The sequence below is a fragment of the Noviherbaspirillum sp. genome (assembly GCF_035254865.1).
Taxonomy (GTDB): domain Bacteria; phylum Pseudomonadota; class Gammaproteobacteria; order Burkholderiales; family Burkholderiaceae_D; genus Noviherbaspirillum.
This window is the reverse complement of sequence record NZ_DATFAF010000034.1, coordinates 82,371-100,052: the sequence shown is the minus strand read 5'-3', so window position 1 is coordinate 100,052 and position 17,682 is coordinate 82,371. Positions and strand designations below refer to the sequence as shown.

Here is a 17,682-nt window from a genome sequence, read left to right as displayed (position 1 = left end):
AACTGCCCGGCCGGAGTTTCTCCGGCGAACGGGCGGAATGACGGTTTTCAAGACAAATTTATTCCCCATCCCTTGCCAAAACCCTTTATTTATTGCACTATTCATTTAAATTTGCTGCAAAAAACCTGAAAAACATGACTTTCGCGCGCTTTTACTTTTATTTTCACTTTAGCTATTCCAGCCCAACGGCGGTGGAAAAGCGGTAAGCGCACGAATAAAAGAGCCTGAACCGAATTTCTTGAAAAAACCGCCAGCGATGGCGGTTTTTTCTTTTTACAGTTTACGTTTTAAACCTTTTGACCTGGAGAGAAAACATGCCGCGCACAGATGATCTACGCATACGGGAAATGAAAGAACTCGCGCCACCCTCGCATCTCATCCGCGAATTCTCCTGCTCGGAAAAGGCGTCGACGACCGTCGCAAGTGCCCGTACCGCCTTGCACCGTATCCTGCACGGCCAGGACGACCGCCTGATGGTCGTCATCGGGCCCTGCTCGATTCACGACCCCAAGGCCGCCATGGAGTATGCGCGCCACCTCGTGGAGCAGCGCGATCGTTTCATCGACGACCTGGAAATCGTGATGCGCGTGTATTTCGAAAAGCCGCGCACGACCGTCGGCTGGAAGGGCTTGATCAACGACCCGTACATGGACAACAGCTTCCGCATCAACGAAGGCTTGCGCATGGCGCGCGAGCTGCTGTTGAACATCAATGAACTCGGCCTGCCGGCAGGCACCGAATTCCTCGATGTGATCAGTCCGCAGTATGTTGCCGACCTCATCAGCTGGGGAGCGATCGGTGCGCGTACGACGGAATCGCAGGTGCATCGCGAGCTCGCATCCGGCTTGTCCTGTCCGGTCGGTTTCAAGAACGGTACGGATGGCAACGTCAAGATCGCAGTCGATGCCATCAAGGCAGCATCGCAACCGCACCATTTCCTCTCGGTCACCAAGGGTGGGCATTCGGCGATCGTGTCGACCAACGGCAACGAGGATTGCCACATCATCCTGCGTGGCGGCAAGGCGCCGAACTATGACGCGGCGAGTGTCGATGCTGCGTGCAAGGATATTGCCGCCAACGGACTTGCTTCGCGTCTCATGATCGACGCCTCGCATGCAAACAGCTCGAAGAAGCCGGAAAACCAGGTTCCCGTCTGCGCCGATATCGGAAGGCAAATCGCCGCGGGCGACACGCGCATCGTCGGCGTCATGGTTGAATCGCATCTGGTCGGCGGACGTCAGGATCTGGTTCCTGGAAAGCCGCTGACCTATGGTCAGTCGATCACTGACGGCTGCGTCGATTGGGAATCGAGTGTCAAGATCCTGGAAGACTTGGCGGAAGCAGTCAAGCAACGCCGCTTGCAGGAATCGGAATAAGTTGCCTTGGGGGCATGACAACTGCCATGCCAGTTCGTTTCCGCACTGCGCTGATGCATGTCGAACGTGGTGGCGAGATTACCCTTTGTAGATTGAAGCGGCTTTGCTATAACAAAGCTATTCTCTGCGTCAAAAGGAGGTGATCATGCGCCGCAGACTTTATTTCATGCTGCCCGATGTGCCCAGCGCGCGCGCCTTGCTGGACGAATTGCTGCTTGCCCGCATCGAGGAACGCTATATGCACTTCTGCGCGAAGGATGGCACGCCTCTGCCGAACATGCCGGAAGCGAACTTTCTGCAGAAAACCGACCTGGTGCACGGCGCGGAGTCGGGCATGCTGGTCGGCGGAGCAATCGGCCTGATTGGCGGTGCGCTGCTGGTCTTGTTCCCGCCCGAGGGAGTGCGCCTGCAAATGATCGCCGTTCTGGTGGCCGGCATCGTGGGTGCGCTGTTCGGCGCATGGGCATCCGGCATGGTGGCCGCGGCGATCCCGAACTCGCGCTTGAGAGCCTTTCAGGCCGGAATGGAGCGTGGTCAGGTGCTGCTGATGATCGACGTGCCGAATCAGCGCGTAAGGGAAATCGAGAATCTGGTCGAGAGCCGTCATCCCGAAGCCAGATTCGGCGGCATGGAACCCCATATTCCGGCTTTCCCGTGACCGATTGAATTCGCCTGCAGGCGACGGTCAGAACCGTTTGGTCAACACCATCTGCTGGCCGTCGCGACGCATTTCGGTACGATTGAGGAAGGACATGCCGAGCAGTATGAACGGCAGTCCCTGCTCCTGGACAACGGCGTCAACCTGATTGATTTCGATATCGCCGACTTTGACGGTATCGAGTTTGACGTGGTAGGCCGGGACGACGCCATTGGCCGTATTCACATAGGCTACCCGGCCCTTTTTATAATCGACTCCGAGCCGCGTGGCATCGGACGCGGGGAGAGCGATCATGGTCGCACCGGTATCGAGCAGCATGCGTGCGGTACCGCCGTTGATCTGGCCCTGCACGACATAGTGACCCTGACCATCGGCCTGCAAGGCTACGCTCGCGCGCCCGCTTCCTGCATTGCTACGGCTCACATGTTCGCCCAGTGCGATGATCTGGCGCTTGCCATTGGTCTCTATTGTTGCCGACGTGTTATCCGCAGAGACGAGCCGGATGCCTTCCGTAATTGCCGCCCCCACCGAATAGGTCTTGGGAGGAGCATCATCGACGACCAGAACGGCCTTGTTGGGAAACAGACCAACCACGCTGATGTCGGCCGCATGAGAAGTTCCGGCGAGGAGGAGAAGGCTGGCAGCAAGAAGTGTCGGGCGCATGGTGTCGAAAAGTCAGTCAAACATGCCGGAATGATGTTGCATGGCAAAGACGCGTGAACAGAATAGCATCCTCTACTTCCGGAAGACAAATTTCGGATTGACGCCCCGACAACAGCAGCAGTACAAATTCAATCGCGGAAATTATTGAATTCCAGTGGCAGGTCCGTGACTTCCTTGCGCAGCAGGGCGATCGCCGATTGCAGGTCGTCGCGCTTTGCACCCGTAACACGTACTGCGTCGCCCTGAATGCTTGCCTGCACCTTCATCTTGCTATCCTTGATGATGCGAACGATTTTCTTCGCGGCATCCGATTCGATGCCGTTTCTGATCTTGATGATCTGCTTGACCTTGTCGCCGCCGATCTTTTCGATCTTGCCGAGATCAAGGAAGCGCACGTCGACGTTGCGCTTCACCATCTTCCCGGTAAGCACGTCGCGCACCTGGTTCAATTGAAATTCGCTGTCCGCGTAGGCTGTCAGTTCGCGCTCCTTCTGCTCGACGCGGGCATCGCTGCCCTTGAAGTCGAAGCGGGTCGAAATTTCCTTGTTCGACTGATCAATCGCGTTCTTGACTTCGACGAGATTGGCTTCGGATACGACATCAAAAGATGGCATGGCTGTACTCTCTTTTCGCTGTGAAAATAGGCCCGATTGTCATTCTTCTGGCGGGGGCCGTGTTGTGGATCGATCAACGGGGCATTCTAGCCGACAAAAAATCGGGTGGCTAGGCCTCGCCGTTCAGCTCTCCTTGCTGCGCAGCCCTATATAATGCCGCGCTATGACTCCAGTGCTTCCCATTCAATACGAATTTTCCCTGCAGCACCTGAATACCTTCGGGATTGCGGCAAAGGCCAAGGCTTATCTGCGCGTGACCTCGGTCGATATGTTGACTCAGGTGAAGAGCGACGACTTTCTCGCGCGTTTGCCCAAACTGGTGCTTGGCGGTGGAAGCAACTTGCTGTTGACTCGGGATTTTGCCGGCCTGGTGCTGCATATGTGCACCAGCGGCGTGGAAATTGTTGGCGAGGATGCCGAGTCCATCCACGTCAAGGCTGCGGCAGGCGAGAACTGGCACCAGTTCGTGCAGTGGACGCTGCAGCAGGGCATGGCGGGACTCGAGAACCTGTCGCTGATTCCCGGCAGCGTCGGTGCGGCGCCGATACAGAATATCGGTGCCTACGGCGTCGAACTGAAGGATCGTTTTTTTGCGTTGACTGCGTTCGATTTCGAGACGGGCGGAACCTTTGTGCTCGATCATTCAGCGTGTCACTTCGCGTACCGCGACAGCGTGTTCAAGCATGCTTTGCGTGATCGTTCCGTCGTTCTCGATGTGACTTTCGCGTTGCCGAAAAAATGGCACCCCGACACCCAATATGCCGATGTCGCGAACGAGCTTTCGGCGCGAGGAATTAGCGCACCGACGCCGACAGATGTCAGCGATGCGGTCATCGCAATTCGCACACGCAAATTGCCCGACCCAGCAAAGATCGGCAATGCAGGCAGTTTCTTCAAGAACCCCGTGGTATCTGCCGCACAACGCGATGCGTTGTTGGCGACCTGCCCGCAACTGATCAGTTATGCGCAGCCCGATGGCAAATACAAGCTGGCTGCCGGCTGGCTGATCGACCGGTGTGGATGGAAAGGTAAAAGCCTTGGTGCCGCGGGCGTCTATGAGAAGCAGGCGCTGGTGCTGGTGAATCGCGGCGGGGCGTCAGGTCAGGAGATTGCGCAGCTCGCAAAAGCGATTCAGATGGACGTGATGTCCAAGTTCGGTGTCATGCTGGAACCGGAACCGGTTTTCATCTGACGGGTCGGTAGCGTGGCTGTGCACGCTACCTTGTCTCGATTCCTTATGCTGAAAATCAGGCTGCGACGAAATGGCAGACGTAATCCAGCGTCTCCAGCGTTTCGATGTCAAAGCTCGAATTACCCGGCACCTCGAAGCGCTGCCCGCCTTCATAGGTCTTCCATGCATCTTCACCCTTGAGACGAATGCGGCATTTGCCCGCATTGAGTTCCATGATTTCCGGCGCGCCGGTATTGAAAGTCAGCGAAGACGGGAAAATCACGCCAATGGTTTTCTTCGTGCCGTCCGCGAACTGGACCGTGTGCGAAACACACTTGCCGTCGAAGTAGATATTGGCTTTCTTGACGACGGAAACATTGTCGAATTGCGTAGTCATGGTGTCGTTCTCGATGTTGATGTTCTTGATTATTCGTCGCTGCTCTTGCCCAGGCGCGGCAGCGCAACCGACGGATTTGCGGTCAGCAAGCCGGCTTTGCCGTAGATGCCAAGTTTCTCGCGCGTGTCCGTGATGTCCAGGTTGCGCATCGTCAGTTGTCCGATACGGTCTTGCGGCGTGAATGCACCTTCGCCTTTTTCCATCGTCAGACGTTCCGGCTTGTAGGTCAGGTTTGCCGATTCGGTATTCAGAATCGAGTAGTCGTTGCCGCGACGCAGTTCCAGCGTGACTTCGCCGGTAATCGCGCGCGCGACCCAGCGCTGTGACGCTTCGCGCAGCATGATTGCCTGCGGATCGAACCACCGGCCCTGGTACAGCAGGCGTCCGAGCTTGCGGCCGTTGTCGCGGTATTGCTCGATCGTGTCTTCGTTGTGGATGCCGGTGACCAGACGTTCGTAGGCGATGAACAAAAGCGCCAATCCCGGGGCTTCGTAGATGCCGCGGCTCTTCGCCTCGATGATGCGGTTTTCGATCTGGTCGCTCATGCCGAGCCCGTGGCGGCCGCCGATGCGGTTCGCTTCCATCAGCAGATCGACCGGGTTCGAATAGACGATGCCATTCAATGCGACCGGACGTCCTTCCTCGAAACGGACGCTGACTTCCTCGCGCTTGACCTCGACGTCATCGCGCCAGAAGGCGACGCCCATGATCGGCTCGACGATCTTCATTCCGCTGTTGAGGTGTTCAAGATCTTTCGCTTCGTGCGTCGCGCCCAGCATGTTGGAATCGGTCGAATAGGCCTTCTCGACCGACATCTTGTAGTCGAAGCCGGACTTGATCAGAAACTCCGACATTTCCTTGCGGCCGCCGAGTTCCTGGATGAAGCGGTCATCGAGCCAGGGCTTGTAGATACGCAAGGCCGGATTCACCAGCAAGCCGTAGCGATAGAAGCGTTCGATGTCGTTGCCCTTGAACGTGCTGCCATCGCCCCAGATGTCGACTTGGTCTTCCTGCATCGCGGCAACCAGCATCGTGCCGGTGACTGCGCGGCCCAGCGGCGTCGTGTTGAAGTAGGTGACGCCTGCGGTGGAAATGTGGAAGGCACCGCTTTGCAGCGCGGCGATGCCTTCTGCAACCAGTTGTTCGCGGCAATCGATCAGGCGCGCCTGTTCGGCGCCGTACAGCTTGGCTTTTTTCGGGATCGCGTCGTAGTCTGGTTCGTCGGGCTGACCCAGATTCGCGGTGTACGCGTACGGGATCGCGCCTTTCTGGCGCATCCAGTGCAGGGCTGCGCTGGTGTCGAGGCCGCCGGAAAAGGCGATGCCCACTTTTTGGTTGACGGGAACGGACTGGAGTATGGTTGACATGATTTCTGCTTCGCTTGCTGAAATTGTGAATGTGGGTAAGACGCTGAGGAACCGGGCGAAACCTGACTGATTAATCGAGTTTGCCCAGGACCAGGTATTCGAGCAGCGCCTTCTGGACGTGCAGACGGTTTTCGGCTTCGTCCCACACGGCCGACTGCGGACCGTCGATGACCTCGGCGGACACTTCCTCGCCGCGATGCGCGGGCAGGCAGTGCATGAACAATGCATCCGGATGTGCGCGCTTCATCTTTTCGCTATCCACGATCCAGCCGTGGAATGCCTTCAGACGCGCCGCATTTTCCTCCTCATAGCCCATGCTGGTCCACACGTCCGTCGTGACCAGATCTGCGCCGCCACAGGCGTCGGCCGGATTGGCGAAAGTCGTGTAGTTCTTGTTATCCGCGGCAACGAGGGATGGATCGATCTCGTAGCGCTTCGGCGTCGATACATTGACGTGGAAGCCGAACACCTGCGCCGCCTGCAGCCAGGAATAGAGCATGTTGTTGGCATCGCCGATCCATGCCACCGTCTTGCCCGCGATCGAGCCGCGATGTTCGATGTAGGTGAACACATCGGCCAGTACCTGGCAGGGATGATGTTCATTGGTCAGGCCGTTGATGACAGGGACGCGCGAATGCTTTGCGAAGCGCTCGATGATCTCTTGTCCGAAGGTGCGGATCATGATGATGTCGCACATGCGGGACATGACCTGCGCCGCATCTTCCACCGGTTCGCCGCGGCCGAGCTGGCTGTCGCGGGTATTGAGGTAGATCGCGGCGCCGCCGAGCTGATGCATGCCCGCTTCGAAGGACAGGCGGGTACGCGTGGAATTCTTTTCGAACACCATCACCAGCGTGCGGTCGAGCAGCGGATGATAGGTTTCGTAATTCTTGAACTTGCGCTTGATGATTCGACTGCGTTCGATCAAGTACTCGAACTCGTCCAGCGTAAAGTCAGAAAACTGCAGGAAGTGTTTGATCGCCATAAATGAAAACGGCGGCAAGTTGGCGCCTGCCGCCGAACGTTTGTAACTTGTTCAATTATAAGGGATTTTTTCTGAAAAAGATAACTATCGCCACGCTGTTCTCATAGCTTCTGGCCAACATCAATAGAGTTTCTGCGAGGATTCGTGCACGAGCTGCTGGTAGAGGGCGTGCCGCATGGGCGAGATTTCACCGGAGCTGACGGCGGCAAGTACGGCGCATCCCGGTTCGTTCAGGTGGTGGCAGTTGTAAAACTTGCAATTTCCGAGGCGGGGGCGGAACTCCCTGAATGCGCGCTCCAGCATGCCTTCGCTCAAGTGGTACAAGCCGAATTCCTGAAAGCCGGGCGAGTCGATGATGGCCGTCTCGGCGTCAAGGGCAAACAGGCGGGTAAAGGTCGTCGTGTGCTTGCCGGAATCGAGAGCTGCCGAGATTTCCCGTGTGGCGAGCTCGGCATCCGGCACCAGCAGGTTGATCAGCGAGGACTTGCCCATTCCCGACTGGCCGATCAGAATGGTGGAATGGCCATTGAGCAAGGGCTTGAGGGCCGCGCAGGTTTCGTCAGGCATGGTACGCGCAGACACGGCATGGACCGGATAATCCAATCCAGAATAAAGCGACAGCCGCTCGCGTGTCCTGGGCAAGGATTCGGTGATGTCGATCTTGTTCAGGATGATGTGCGTTTTGACACCTGCCGCTTCGGCAGCAATCAATGCACGCGATACCAAGTCATCCGAAAAACCGGGTTCGGTGGCGACAACGATGAAGAGTTGCGTGACATTGGCCGCCAGCAATTTCGATTTGAATTGATCCGAACGATAGAGCAGAGTCTTGCGCTCGTTGATCGATTCGATCACCGCCTGGTCGGGCGAAGTCTGCTTCAGTTTGACGATATCGCCGACCGCAACATCGCTCTTCTTGCCGCGGGTAACGCATTGCAGTCTGCTGGCGCCGACTTGTACAAGGTAATGCCGTCCATGGGCGGCAATAACGGTGCCGATGATGCCGATTTTCTCGCTCATCGCTTAGTGCGCGGCTTGCTGGTAAATCGCGTCCACCTTGGCAGCGCAAATGAAGTCGTTTTCCGAAATGCCCCCGCGCCCGCCATTGACCGAGTGCGTGTCGAACTTCACGGTGCAGCGGTTGTAGGTCACGACCAGTTCGGGATGGTGGTCTTCGGCATGAATGACATAGGCGATCGCGTTCACGAAGGCCAGTGTTTCGTAGTAATTCTTGAAGCTGAACGTCTTGGCGACTTTGCCGTCCTGCAGCGACCAACCGTCGACGGCAGCAAGGTGTTCCTTGATCTCGGCATCGTTTAATCCAGCGTCCAGATGCCGGCAGGTTTTCTTGAGCAGATCAGCGGTCGTAACCATAGTTGTCCTTTTTGTAGCCGGCATCATCGGTGGGCAAGCAAATGCTGGATGCGCACCGCTGCCGGCGGATGCGAATCATAGAATGCGGAATGCAGCGGATCCGGCGTCAAGGTTGACGCGTTATCCTCATACAGCTTTACCAGCGCCGCTACCAGCTCGCGCGCATCGGTATATTTCGCGGCAAATGCATCGGCTTCGAACTCATGTTTGCGCGACGTGACCGAGACCAGCGGCGAGAACAGGAACGTAAATACCGGGAGCGCCAGCATGAACAGGATCAGCGCCATCGCATCGTTGGTGCCGATCAGGAGCGGATCGACGCCCAGACCCGTGAAGAACCAGGTTTGCGTTTTCAGATAGCCGAGCAAGGCAAGGAAGCCGAGCGACAGCAGGAACATCACTGCAATCCGCTTGATGACATGCTTGAGCTTGAAATGGCCCAGTTCATGCGCGAGTACGGCTTCGATTTCCTGCGGGCCGAGGCGCGCAAGCAGAGTGTCGAAAAACACGATGCGCTTGGCCGCGCCAAAGCCGGAGAAATAGGCATTGCCATGCGCGCTGCGCTTGGATCCGTCCATGACGAACAATCCCTTGGACGCGAAGCCGACGCGTTGCATCAGACTTTCGATCCTGGTGCGCAGATTTTCATCCTGCAGCGGCGTGAATTTGTTGAACAGCGGCGCGATGACCGTCGGGTAGAGCACCAGCATCAGCAACTGGAATCCGCTCCATACGATCCATGCATAGAACCACCACAAGGCGCCGGATTTTTCCATCAGGCTAAGGATGACCCAGGTCAGGGGCAAGCCGATCACGATGCCGACCAGGGTATTTTTCAACAGATCAGTGATGAACAGGCGCAAGCTCATCTTGTTGAAACCGAACTTCGCTTCCAGCACAAACTGCTTGTAGTAGTCGAAGGGAAGGTCGATGACGGCGGTAATGAATGCAAACGAGGCCAGCAACGCGAGCTGATACACCATGCCCGAGCCGAGCAGTTTGAACAAGGTGACCGACAGTGTCTGCAATCCGCCGAGCAAGGTGAATCCGATCAGCACGGCGGCGTTGACGAGCATCGTCAGCAATCCGAGCTTGGTCTTCGCGACGGTATAATCGGCAGCCTTTTGATGGGCATACAATGGAATTTTTTCCGCGAATTCTGCCGGAACGGCGTTGCGGTGGGCAAGCACATGGCGGATGTGCCGCGAGCTGAGCCAGAAGCGAACCCCCAGGGTAACAACGAGAAAAGTGACAAACAATACTGAAAACGCGAGTGAAGACATGCTATGCCTGTGAGAAAATGGCGGGCTCTTTGAGGAAAACAATTATGTCACAAGCTACCGAATCACAAACTCCAATCAACGTGCCAGCCCGTCCGAACGAATTCAATCTTGTCTGGGTCGATATGGAAATGACAGGCCTGGATCCGGATAACGATCGCATCATCGAAGTCGCGGTCGTCGTCACCGACTCCGAATTGAATGTCCTGGCCGAAGGTCCCGTTTTTGCGATTCACCAAGCGGATGAAGTGCTGGACCGCATGGATGCGTGGAACAAAGGCACGCATGGCCGTTCGGGCTTGATCGACCGCGTGAAGGCTTCGACCATCAGCGAAGCCGATGCGGAAAAGGCATTGATCGATTTTCTGAAGCATTTTGTGCCCGGCGGCAAATCGCCGATGTGCGGAAACTCCATTTGCCAGGATCGCCGCTTCATGGCGCGCGGGATGCCGAAGCTGGAAGCATTCTTCCATTATCGCAATCTCGATGTCTCGACGCTGAAGGAACTGTGCAAGCGTTGGAAGCCGAGTATCGCGACAGGTTTCAAGAAACATCAGAAGCACACAGCATTGGCCGATATCGTTGAATCCATCGAAGAGCTGCGCTATTACCGTGAGCATTTCATCAAGCTCTGAACTCTCCAAAGACGACTGGAGGGAATTAGACATTCCCTCCGGTAGTCAATAAACTTGACCCCTTTTTAAGGCGCAACATGGCCTCCGCACCAGATTTACCGTCGACCGACACGCTCGACGCCGCCCCCGAATCCCGCAAAGTCCCGACCGAGCTGATTGCCCGCGAGGTGGCGCGCCGCCGCACCTTTGGCATCATCTCTCACCCGGACGCGGGTAAAACCACGCTGACTGAAAAACTGCTCTTGTTCTCCGGCGCGATTCAGCTCGCCGGCACCGTCAAGGCGCGCAAGAGCGGCCGCCACGCGACATCGGACTGGATGGAGATCGAAAAGCAGCGCGGCATTTCGGTCGCCAGCTCAGTGATGCAGTTCGAATATCGCGATCACGTGGTCAATCTGCTCGACACGCCGGGCCACCAGGATTTTTCCGAGGATACCTATCGCGTGTTGACTGCGGTCGACTCGGCCTTGATGGTGATCGACGCGGCAAAAGGTGTGGAAGAACAGACCATCAAGCTGCTGAACGTGTGCCGCATGCGTGCCACCCCGATCCTGACCTTCATGAACAAGATGGACCGTGAAACCCGCGATCCGCTCGAGTTGCTCGATGAAGTCGAATCGGTGCTGAAGATCCAGTGCGCGCCGGTCACCTGGCCGATTGGCATGGGCAAGAATTTCCGTGGCGTGTATCACCTGCTGCGCGATGAAATCCTGCTGTTCAAGGCGGGCGAAGAGCGCGCCGACCAGGAATTCGAGGTCATCAAGGGCATCGACAATCCACGTCTTGTCGAGATGTTCCCTCTGGAAATCGAACAATTGAAGAACGAGGTTGAGCTGGTGCACGGTGCCTCGCATCCGTTCGATCTCGATGCCTTCCTGGCGGGAACGCAGACGCCGGTCTTCTTCGGCTCGGCGATCAACAATTTCGGCGTTCGCGAAATTCTCAACGCCTTGCTGGACTGGGCGCCGGCGCCGCGTCCGCGCGATGCGACCGTGCGCTCCGTGGAGCCGACCGAAGCGCCGTTCTCCGGTTTCGTGTTCAAGATCCAGGCCAACATGGATCCGGCCCATCGCGACCGCATTGCCTTCCTGCGCGTCTGCTCCGGACGTTTCGAGCGCGGCATGAAGGTCAAGCACTTGCGACTGAATCGCGAGATCAAGGTGTCCAGCGTTGTCACCTTCATGGCTTCCAGCCGCGAGCAGGTCGAGGAAGCCTACGCAGGCGACATCATCGGTTTGCCCAACCATGGCAACATGCAGATCGGCGACAGCTTTTCCGAGGGGGAAATGTTGCAGTTCACCGGCATTCCGTATTTCGCGCCGGACTTTTTCCGCTCGGTGCGCATTCGCAATCCCTTGAAGATCAAGCAATTGCACAAGGGTCTGCAGCAGTTGGGCGAAGAGGGCGCCGTGCAGGTGTTCAAGCCGGTCCATGGCGGCGATCTGATCCTCGGCGCGGTGGGCGTGCTGCAGTTCGAAGTCGTGGCAAGCCGCCTGTTGAATGAATATGGGGTGGATGCGGTATTTGAAGGTACCAGCATCAGCAGTGCGCGCTGGATAAGCAGCGAGGACAAGAAGGCACTGGCCGACTTCGAGAAGTCTTCGGCCGGGGGCAATATTGCTTTTGATGCCGCCGGCAACATGGCTTATCTCGCGACCTCGGGTGTCAATCTCAAGCTGACGCAGGAGCGCTGGCCGCAACTGACTTTCCATGCGACACGCGAGCATGCGGTCAAGCTTGCGTAGCGGCACCTGAGTCGTTCGCATTTCATGGCTTTTCCGCCTCCGGGAATCAGGCTGTCTTCGTGTGACGGCAACTGATTCCCGGCAAAATCTTCTCTTCTCTCTTCTCGCGCTCGCATCCGCTCGTCTGGACGGCTGTTCAAATCCGTTGCGCTTTCGCTGCAGATAGGGGCAGGTTAGGGGCAATAGGTTTGTCAATCGCCGCACTTCCAAGTGCTGTTTGAGAAATCTCAATGGGTCGAAAATGGATCCGCCTATACTCTGGCAACGCGTTTTCAACCTACCTCTTCCCCCGGTTTTCGTAGTGCAGCCATAGTGCAGCGATCGGATTCCGACAAATCCTGAATCGTTTGTTCAGCAGTTACAAAATCAAGGAGTGCCCATGCTAACTGCCACCTATTCGCTCGTCGCTATCGCCGCTGAACAAGACAAGGCTCGACGCATGTTGAGTCGGCTGCGACAGTGTTTCCAATCGACATGGCGCAGCTTGCAGAGTTTCGATTTCGCCTTTCTGGAAACCGCATTCAACAAGCTGATGCAATTCGACAAGTTCTGTCGCAATCGCAAGATAGAGCGGTATCTCATTCCGGCGATCCGCACTGCTTCCGGTGAAGCCGAGGCTTTAATTGGCGAGCTTGATGCATTGAGTACAAAAGCGGCCGGCTTCCTGCGCTTCGTGAGCGATCAACTGGCGGGGGCATTCGACCTCGGTAGCATCAAGGTGAATGAAGTCATCCATGCGATGGAGTCGTATTGCGACAAGATCGTCACCCGGTTCGACCGGGAGGAGAAAGAATTGCTGCCGCTGGCACGTCGTGTGTTCTCCATTGAGGACTGGTTTTCGATCGCCGCACAATTTCTTTCCGAGGATGCGGTAGCGTGCGGCCGGCGTCGCGCGCTACCGGCGCGTGGTGCCACTCAGTCCGCGGTAATGAGCAATTCCCGTTGAGCGACCACGGTGGGATGATTCGGCGCCTATACAGGATTGCCGGAGCATTCCTTTCCCTGCACCGTCATTAAGGATGGCCGTACGCGGCCCGGCCCTTGCGCTGCAGGGCATTTCTTGGCATGGTGTGGCCCATGATTTCTATCGGGACATACATGCCAAAGATTCTCAAGTTCAGCACATTCTCGCTGCGTGATTTTCTGGTTGCGGCCGGCCCGGCGGCGATTGCAATCGTCCTGACTTGCTTTCTTGCGTATTGGTGGGTCGATCCGTCCCCGCCGGACCATGTGACATTGTCGACCGGCCAAGGGAACAGCGCCTATGAGACATTCGGAAAGAAGTATGTCGCAGCACTCGCGAAGGCGGGAATTCGCGTCGATCTGAAACCATCGCTCGGTTCGCAGGAAAACCTGCAGCGTTTGAAGGATGATTCGTCCGGGGTCGACATCGCGTTTGTTCAGAGCGGGTCAACACAACAGGAGGAGGCCGAGCGCACCGGCCTGGTTTCGCTGGGAAGCCTCTTCACCGAGCCGGTGTGGCTATTCCTGCGCGATGGGAAGCATGTCAGCCAGCTCACGCAGCTCAAGGGACTGAAAATCAATGTCGGGCCCGAGGGCACCGGCGTGCCGAAGCTGTTCAAGGAAATCCTGTCGGTCAACGGTGTGGAGCCGGCCGATCTGCGGCTGAGCGCGCTGGAAAACACGCCGGCGACGGTGGAGCTGCTGGCAGGGCGCATTGATGGCCTGGTATTCAGTTCCGCTCCTGACGCACCCCTGATCCAGATGCTGCTGCAGACGCCCGGCATCAAACTGTTCGATTTCGTTCAAGCCGAGGCCTACACGCGGCGCTTTCCATTCTTGTCGCATGTCGTTCTTCCGCGCGGCATCGTGGACCTGGGGCGGGATATCCCGGCCAAGGACTATCACCTGATCGCGCCGACCGCCACACTCGTCGCCCGGGAGGATCTGCATCCGGCGCTGATCGATTTGTTCGTACAGGCGGCATCGAATATCCACGGCGATGCGGGATGGTTTCACAGGAAGGACGAATTCCCGACGGCGAGCTATACGGAGATTGAGGTTTCGCCGGCTGCCCAAAAATTCTACAAGAATGGCGCACCGCTGTTGCAGCGCTATCTTCCATTTTGGGTCGCCAATCTGCTGGAGCGGATGTGGGTGGTCGTGGTTGCATTGGGCGCATTGATTCTGCCGCTGTCGCGGATCATTCCGCCTCTGTATGTCTGGAAGGTGCGCTCGCGCGTGTATCGCTGGTACGGTCAGCTGCGCGCCGTGGAGCAGGCGATCGAGGATGTTCCCCAGGAACGGCAAGCCGATGTGTATCGGACGCAGCTGGAACGATTGAACGATATCGAGGAGCGGGTGAATCGCATCTCGATTCCCTTGTCATTCGCCGATGAATTGTACGGACTGCGCAGTCACATCAATTTCGTGCGGCGGCGCATCGCCGGGCTGATCAAGCCGGAATAGTCGAAACAGTGGGGAATCTCAGGCGCCGACCCAGGGCAAACCCGCCTTGCACCAGCCGCCCACCGTCTTGCGGTGGCCCTCGGCGTCCTTGTCGCCTTCAAAGCCTTCCAGAATGTCGAAACAGTTCTGATAACCGTGTTCGGTTGCCAGCTTCGCGGCGTGGCGGGAGCGGACACCGGATCGGCACAGGAATAGCAGGACATCGTCCTTCGAGGCGGCTTGCCCGAGCTGCCCGAGGAACTCAGGATTCGGTGTGCCGCCGGGGTAGAAACTCCACTGGACAGCGGCATGCTGCGAATCCGGAATTGTCACACGACCGACCCAGTCGCGCTCGGCGTCGGTGCGAACGTCAATCAGCTTCACTGCGCGGTTCTGCTGAAGCAAGGTATAAGCCTCTGCCGGCGTGACCGCGCCGGCATAAGGCAAGTGTTTTTCCTGGCCGCGCTGGCGCGCCGTCGCAATAATATCCATGATCGTTTGTCTCCCGAAATTAGGCTTTTGCTATTTTATCGCGGCCTCGCATCGTTTACGGTTGTCGAATCGGCTATGCGCAAAAACGGTGCAAAAACGGACGTCTGATAAATAATGTGCACCAATAAGGTGCGCATAACAGCATTTGCACCAGATTGGTGATTTTCGGCGAGACGTCTTCTGGCTGTAAATGTGTTTCAAATGCACATTATTTCCGCGAATTCCCATGCATTCACGAACTGCGGGGCATTTGCCATTTCTCAAATTGGTGGCATGGATTCTGCTATCATTGCCGGTTGAGTTCTGGTCGCACTTCGGCATGTTTTGCGTTTCACCGTGATATGGCCAAGACAGTCGCTCAAACCAATTTCATTACATTCCGTACCACTTTCTCACATTAGGAGATTCGCATGGCAATGACGGCCGCAGACGTCCTGAAAATGGCGAAAGACAACGAAGTCAAGTTCGTTGATTTTCGTTTTGCTGACACCCGAGGCAAAGAGCAGCACGTTACCGTTCCGGTTTCGCAATTTGGCATGGACAAGTTCGAGTCCGGCCATGCTTTCGACGGCTCCTCGATCGCCGGCTGGAAGGGTATCGAAGCGTCCGACATGCTCCTGATGCCGGATCCGAATACGGCCAACATCGATCCGTTCATGGAAGAGACCACGCTGTTCATGCAGTGCGACGTGATCGAACCGTCCGATGGAAAAGGCTATGACCGCGACCCGCGCTCCATCGCCAAGCGCGCTGAAGCCTATCTGAAGTCCTCTGGACTGGGCGACACCGCCTACTTCGGTCCGGAACCCGAATTCTTCATCTTCGACAACGTGCGCTGGAAGATCGACATGTCCGGCTGCTTCGTGAAGATCGGCTCGGAAGAGGCCTCCTGGTCCACCGGCAAGGAACTCGAAGGCGGCAACACCGGCCATCGTCCGACCATCAAGGGCGGCTATTTTCCGGTTCCGCCGGTCGACAGCTTCCAGGACATGCGTTCGGAAATGTGCCTGATCCTCGAAGCGATGGGCATTCCGGTCGAAGTGCACCACCATGAAGTGGCGGGCGCCGGCCAGAACGAAATCGGCACCAAGTTCTCCACGCTGGTCGAGCGCGCAGACTGGACCCAGAACATGAAGTACGTGATCTGGAACGTTGCGCACACCTACGGCAAGACCGCGACCTTCATGCCGAAGCCGCTGGTCGGCGACAACGGTTCGGGCATGCACGTGCACCAATCCGTCTGGAAGGATGGCCAGAACCTGTTCGCCGGCGACGGCTATGCCGGCCTGTCCGAGTTCGCGCTGTACTACATCGGCGGCATCATCAAGCACGCTCGCGCGCTGAACGCCATCACCAACCCGGGCACCAACTCCTACAAGCGTCTGGTTCCCGGCTTCGAAGCACCGGTGAAACTGGCTTACTCGGCTCGCAATCGTTCCGCATCGATTCGTATTCCGCACGTTGCCAATCCGAAGGGCCGCCGTGTTGAAGCGCGCTTCCCGGATCCGCTCTCCAACCCGTACCTGTGCTTCGCGGCTCTGCTGATGGCAGGTCTGGACGGCGTGCAGAACAAGATCCACCCGGGCGAAGCAGCATCGAAAGACCTGTACCACCTGCCGCCGGAAGAAGACGCGCTGATCCCGACCGTTTGCTCCTCGCTGGATCAAGCGCTCGAATACCTGGACAAGGATCGCGAGTTCCTGACCCGTGGCGGCGTGTTCAGCGACACCATGATCGACGCTTACATCGAACTGAAGATGGCCGAAGTGCAGCGCTTCCGCATGACGACCCATCCGATCGAGTTCGACATGTACTACTCGCTGTAATCAGCCATCCGCCGCAAGGCGGAATCGGTTCGAGAGCGGGGAAGACTTCGGTTTTCCCCGCTTTTTTTATGCAATTTCACCCTCACATCTTGCGGTAATGGTAGTGTTGCAAGTTAAAGCAATCTGACCTGTGCCGTTTGTAAAGCCTTGATTCTTATCCTAAACTAGTAAGCGCCTCGAGAGTTTCTATAAAGAAAGATTATGAAGAGACAGTTAACCGGGCTGCTTTTGCTGGCAGCTGCAGCAGGTTATGCTCACGCGCAAAGCGATGTGTATTTGTGTGTCGATGAGCACGGAAAGAAGGAGTACAAGAATACCGGTGCGACCAAAGGCTGCAAGAAAGTCGATTTGCCGGGCATTACGATGATTCCCGCACCGCCCAGGAAGCCGGCGGTGCAGGCAGCTTCAAAACCGGCGAGTTCGCCATCCGATTTTCCGAAGGTCGACAGTGGAACGCAAAAGGCGCGTGACAGTGACCGCAAGCAGATCCTGCTGGACGAAATGAAGGGTGAAGAGCAGAAACTGGCAAACCTGAAGAAAGAGTTCAATAACGGCGAGCCCGAGCGGCACGGCGATGAGCGCAATTATGCGAAGTATCAGGAACGTGTCGCGGCGATGAAGGAAGATATCGAGCGTACGGAAAAAAATATCGAAGCCTTGAAGCGTGAGATCAACAACCTGAAATAAGCC

At 56.9% G+C, this 17,682-nt stretch carries 18 protein-coding genes; 9 read left to right on the top strand and 9 right to left on the bottom strand.

Going from position 1 to position 17,682, the window contains the following annotated elements:
* Window positions 1-314 precede the first annotated feature (314 nt).
* The gene (aroG, locus tag VJ651_RS09470; RefSeq protein WP_324107217.1) at window positions 315-1,376 is read left to right on the top strand and encodes a 3-deoxy-7-phosphoheptulonate synthase AroG; all 1,062 of its coding nucleotides are present in this window, start codon (window positions 315-317) and stop codon (window positions 1,374-1,376) included.
* Window positions 1,377-1,521: 145 nt separating this feature from the next.
* On the top strand, window positions 1,522-2,034 hold the full coding sequence (locus VJ651_RS09465) for a DUF1269 domain-containing protein (protein ID WP_324107216.1): 513 nt from the start codon (window positions 1,522-1,524) through the stop codon (window positions 2,032-2,034).
* Between the two features lie 27 nt (window positions 2,035-2,061).
* Here VJ651_RS09465 and VJ651_RS09460 read toward each other — a convergent pair whose 3' ends face one another.
* Both VJ651_RS09460 and VJ651_RS09455 read right to left on the bottom strand, forming a co-directional pair.
* Window positions 2,062-2,697, bottom strand: a complete 636-nt coding sequence (locus VJ651_RS09460) for a retropepsin-like aspartic protease (RefSeq protein ID WP_324107215.1) — start codon at window positions 2,695-2,697, stop codon at window positions 2,062-2,064.
* 128 nt (window positions 2,698-2,825) lie between these two features.
* Window positions 2,826-3,311: a YajQ family cyclic di-GMP-binding protein gene (locus tag VJ651_RS09455; protein ID WP_324107214.1), complete on the bottom strand. Its 486-nt coding sequence runs from the start codon at window positions 3,309-3,311 to the stop codon at window positions 2,826-2,828.
* A 163-nt stretch (window positions 3,312-3,474) separates the two neighbouring features.
* On the opposite strand from VJ651_RS09455, the gene murB reads away from it, so the two are divergent.
* Window positions 3,475-4,503 carry a UDP-N-acetylmuramate dehydrogenase gene (gene murB / locus VJ651_RS09450; RefSeq protein WP_324107213.1) on the top strand — a complete coding sequence of 343 codons (1,029 nt, stop codon included), beginning with the start codon at window positions 3,475-3,477 and terminating at the stop codon, window positions 4,501-4,503.
* 55 nt (window positions 4,504-4,558) lie between these two features.
* On the opposite strand, the gene VJ651_RS09445 is transcribed toward murB, so the two are convergent.
* From VJ651_RS09445 to VJ651_RS09420, 6 genes are all read right to left on the bottom strand, one after another.
* A complete protein-coding gene (locus tag VJ651_RS09445) occupies window positions 4,559-4,879 on the bottom strand; it encodes a pyrimidine/purine nucleoside phosphorylase (protein ID WP_136419457.1) in 321 nt (106 codons plus the stop codon).
* Between the two features lie 29 nt (window positions 4,880-4,908).
* Window positions 4,909-6,246 (bottom strand): argininosuccinate synthase, encoded by a 1,338-nt coding sequence (gene argG / locus VJ651_RS09440; RefSeq protein WP_136419456.1) that lies wholly within the window; start codon window positions 6,244-6,246, stop codon window positions 4,909-4,911.
* 70 nt (window positions 6,247-6,316) lie between these two features.
* Entirely contained in the window at window positions 6,317-7,231 is a 915-nt protein-coding gene (gene argF / locus VJ651_RS09435; RefSeq protein WP_324107212.1) for an ornithine carbamoyltransferase, read from the bottom strand.
* 120 nt (window positions 7,232-7,351) lie between these two features.
* Window positions 7,352-8,251: a ribosome small subunit-dependent GTPase A gene (gene rsgA, locus VJ651_RS09430; RefSeq protein ID WP_324107211.1), complete on the bottom strand. Its 900-nt coding sequence runs from the start codon at window positions 8,249-8,251 to the stop codon at window positions 7,352-7,354.
* 3 nt (window positions 8,252-8,254) lie between these two features.
* Window positions 8,255-8,605 (bottom strand): 4a-hydroxytetrahydrobiopterin dehydratase, encoded by a 351-nt coding sequence (locus VJ651_RS09425; protein WP_324107210.1) that lies wholly within the window; start codon window positions 8,603-8,605, stop codon window positions 8,255-8,257.
* A 23-nt stretch (window positions 8,606-8,628) separates the two neighbouring features.
* Window positions 8,629-9,888, bottom strand: coding sequence for a M48 family metallopeptidase (locus tag VJ651_RS09420; RefSeq protein WP_324107209.1), 1,260 nt, complete (start codon window positions 9,886-9,888; stop codon window positions 8,629-8,631).
* 44 nt (window positions 9,889-9,932) lie between these two features.
* Here VJ651_RS09420 and orn point away from each other — a divergent pair, with 44 nt between their 5' ends.
* The 4 genes from orn to VJ651_RS09400 all read left to right on the top strand — a co-directional run bounded on the left by orn (window position 9,933) and on the right by VJ651_RS09400 (window position 14,695).
* Window positions 9,933-10,520 (top strand): oligoribonuclease, encoded by a 588-nt coding sequence (orn, locus tag VJ651_RS09415; protein WP_324107208.1) that lies wholly within the window; start codon window positions 9,933-9,935, stop codon window positions 10,518-10,520.
* Between the two features lie 77 nt (window positions 10,521-10,597).
* Window positions 10,598-12,265, top strand: a complete 1,668-nt coding sequence (locus VJ651_RS09410) for a peptide chain release factor 3 (protein ID WP_324107207.1) — start codon at window positions 10,598-10,600, stop codon at window positions 12,263-12,265.
* A gap of 532 nt (window positions 12,266-12,797) precedes the next feature.
* Window positions 12,798-13,211, top strand: coding sequence for a hypothetical protein (locus VJ651_RS09405; protein WP_324107206.1), 414 nt, complete (start codon window positions 12,798-12,800; stop codon window positions 13,209-13,211).
* A 152-nt stretch (window positions 13,212-13,363) separates the two neighbouring features.
* On the top strand, window positions 13,364-14,695 hold the full coding sequence (locus tag VJ651_RS09400; RefSeq protein ID WP_324107205.1) for a TAXI family TRAP transporter solute-binding subunit: 1,332 nt from the start codon (window positions 13,364-13,366) through the stop codon (window positions 14,693-14,695).
* A gap of 18 nt (window positions 14,696-14,713) precedes the next feature.
* On the opposite strand, the gene VJ651_RS09395 is transcribed toward VJ651_RS09400, so the two are convergent.
* Window positions 14,714-15,166: a rhodanese-like domain-containing protein gene (locus VJ651_RS09395; protein WP_324107204.1), complete on the bottom strand. Its 453-nt coding sequence runs from the start codon at window positions 15,164-15,166 to the stop codon at window positions 14,714-14,716.
* A 410-nt stretch (window positions 15,167-15,576) separates the two neighbouring features.
* Here VJ651_RS09395 and glnA point away from each other — a divergent pair, with 410 nt between their 5' ends.
* Window positions 15,577-16,992 (top strand): type I glutamate--ammonia ligase, encoded by a 1,416-nt coding sequence (gene glnA, locus VJ651_RS09390; RefSeq protein ID WP_324107203.1) that lies wholly within the window; start codon window positions 15,577-15,579, stop codon window positions 16,990-16,992.
* Between the two features lie 201 nt (window positions 16,993-17,193).
* Window positions 17,194-17,679, top strand: coding sequence for a DUF4124 domain-containing protein (locus tag VJ651_RS09385; RefSeq protein ID WP_324107202.1), 486 nt, complete (start codon window positions 17,194-17,196; stop codon window positions 17,677-17,679).
* Window positions 17,680-17,682: the final 3 nt, after the last annotated feature.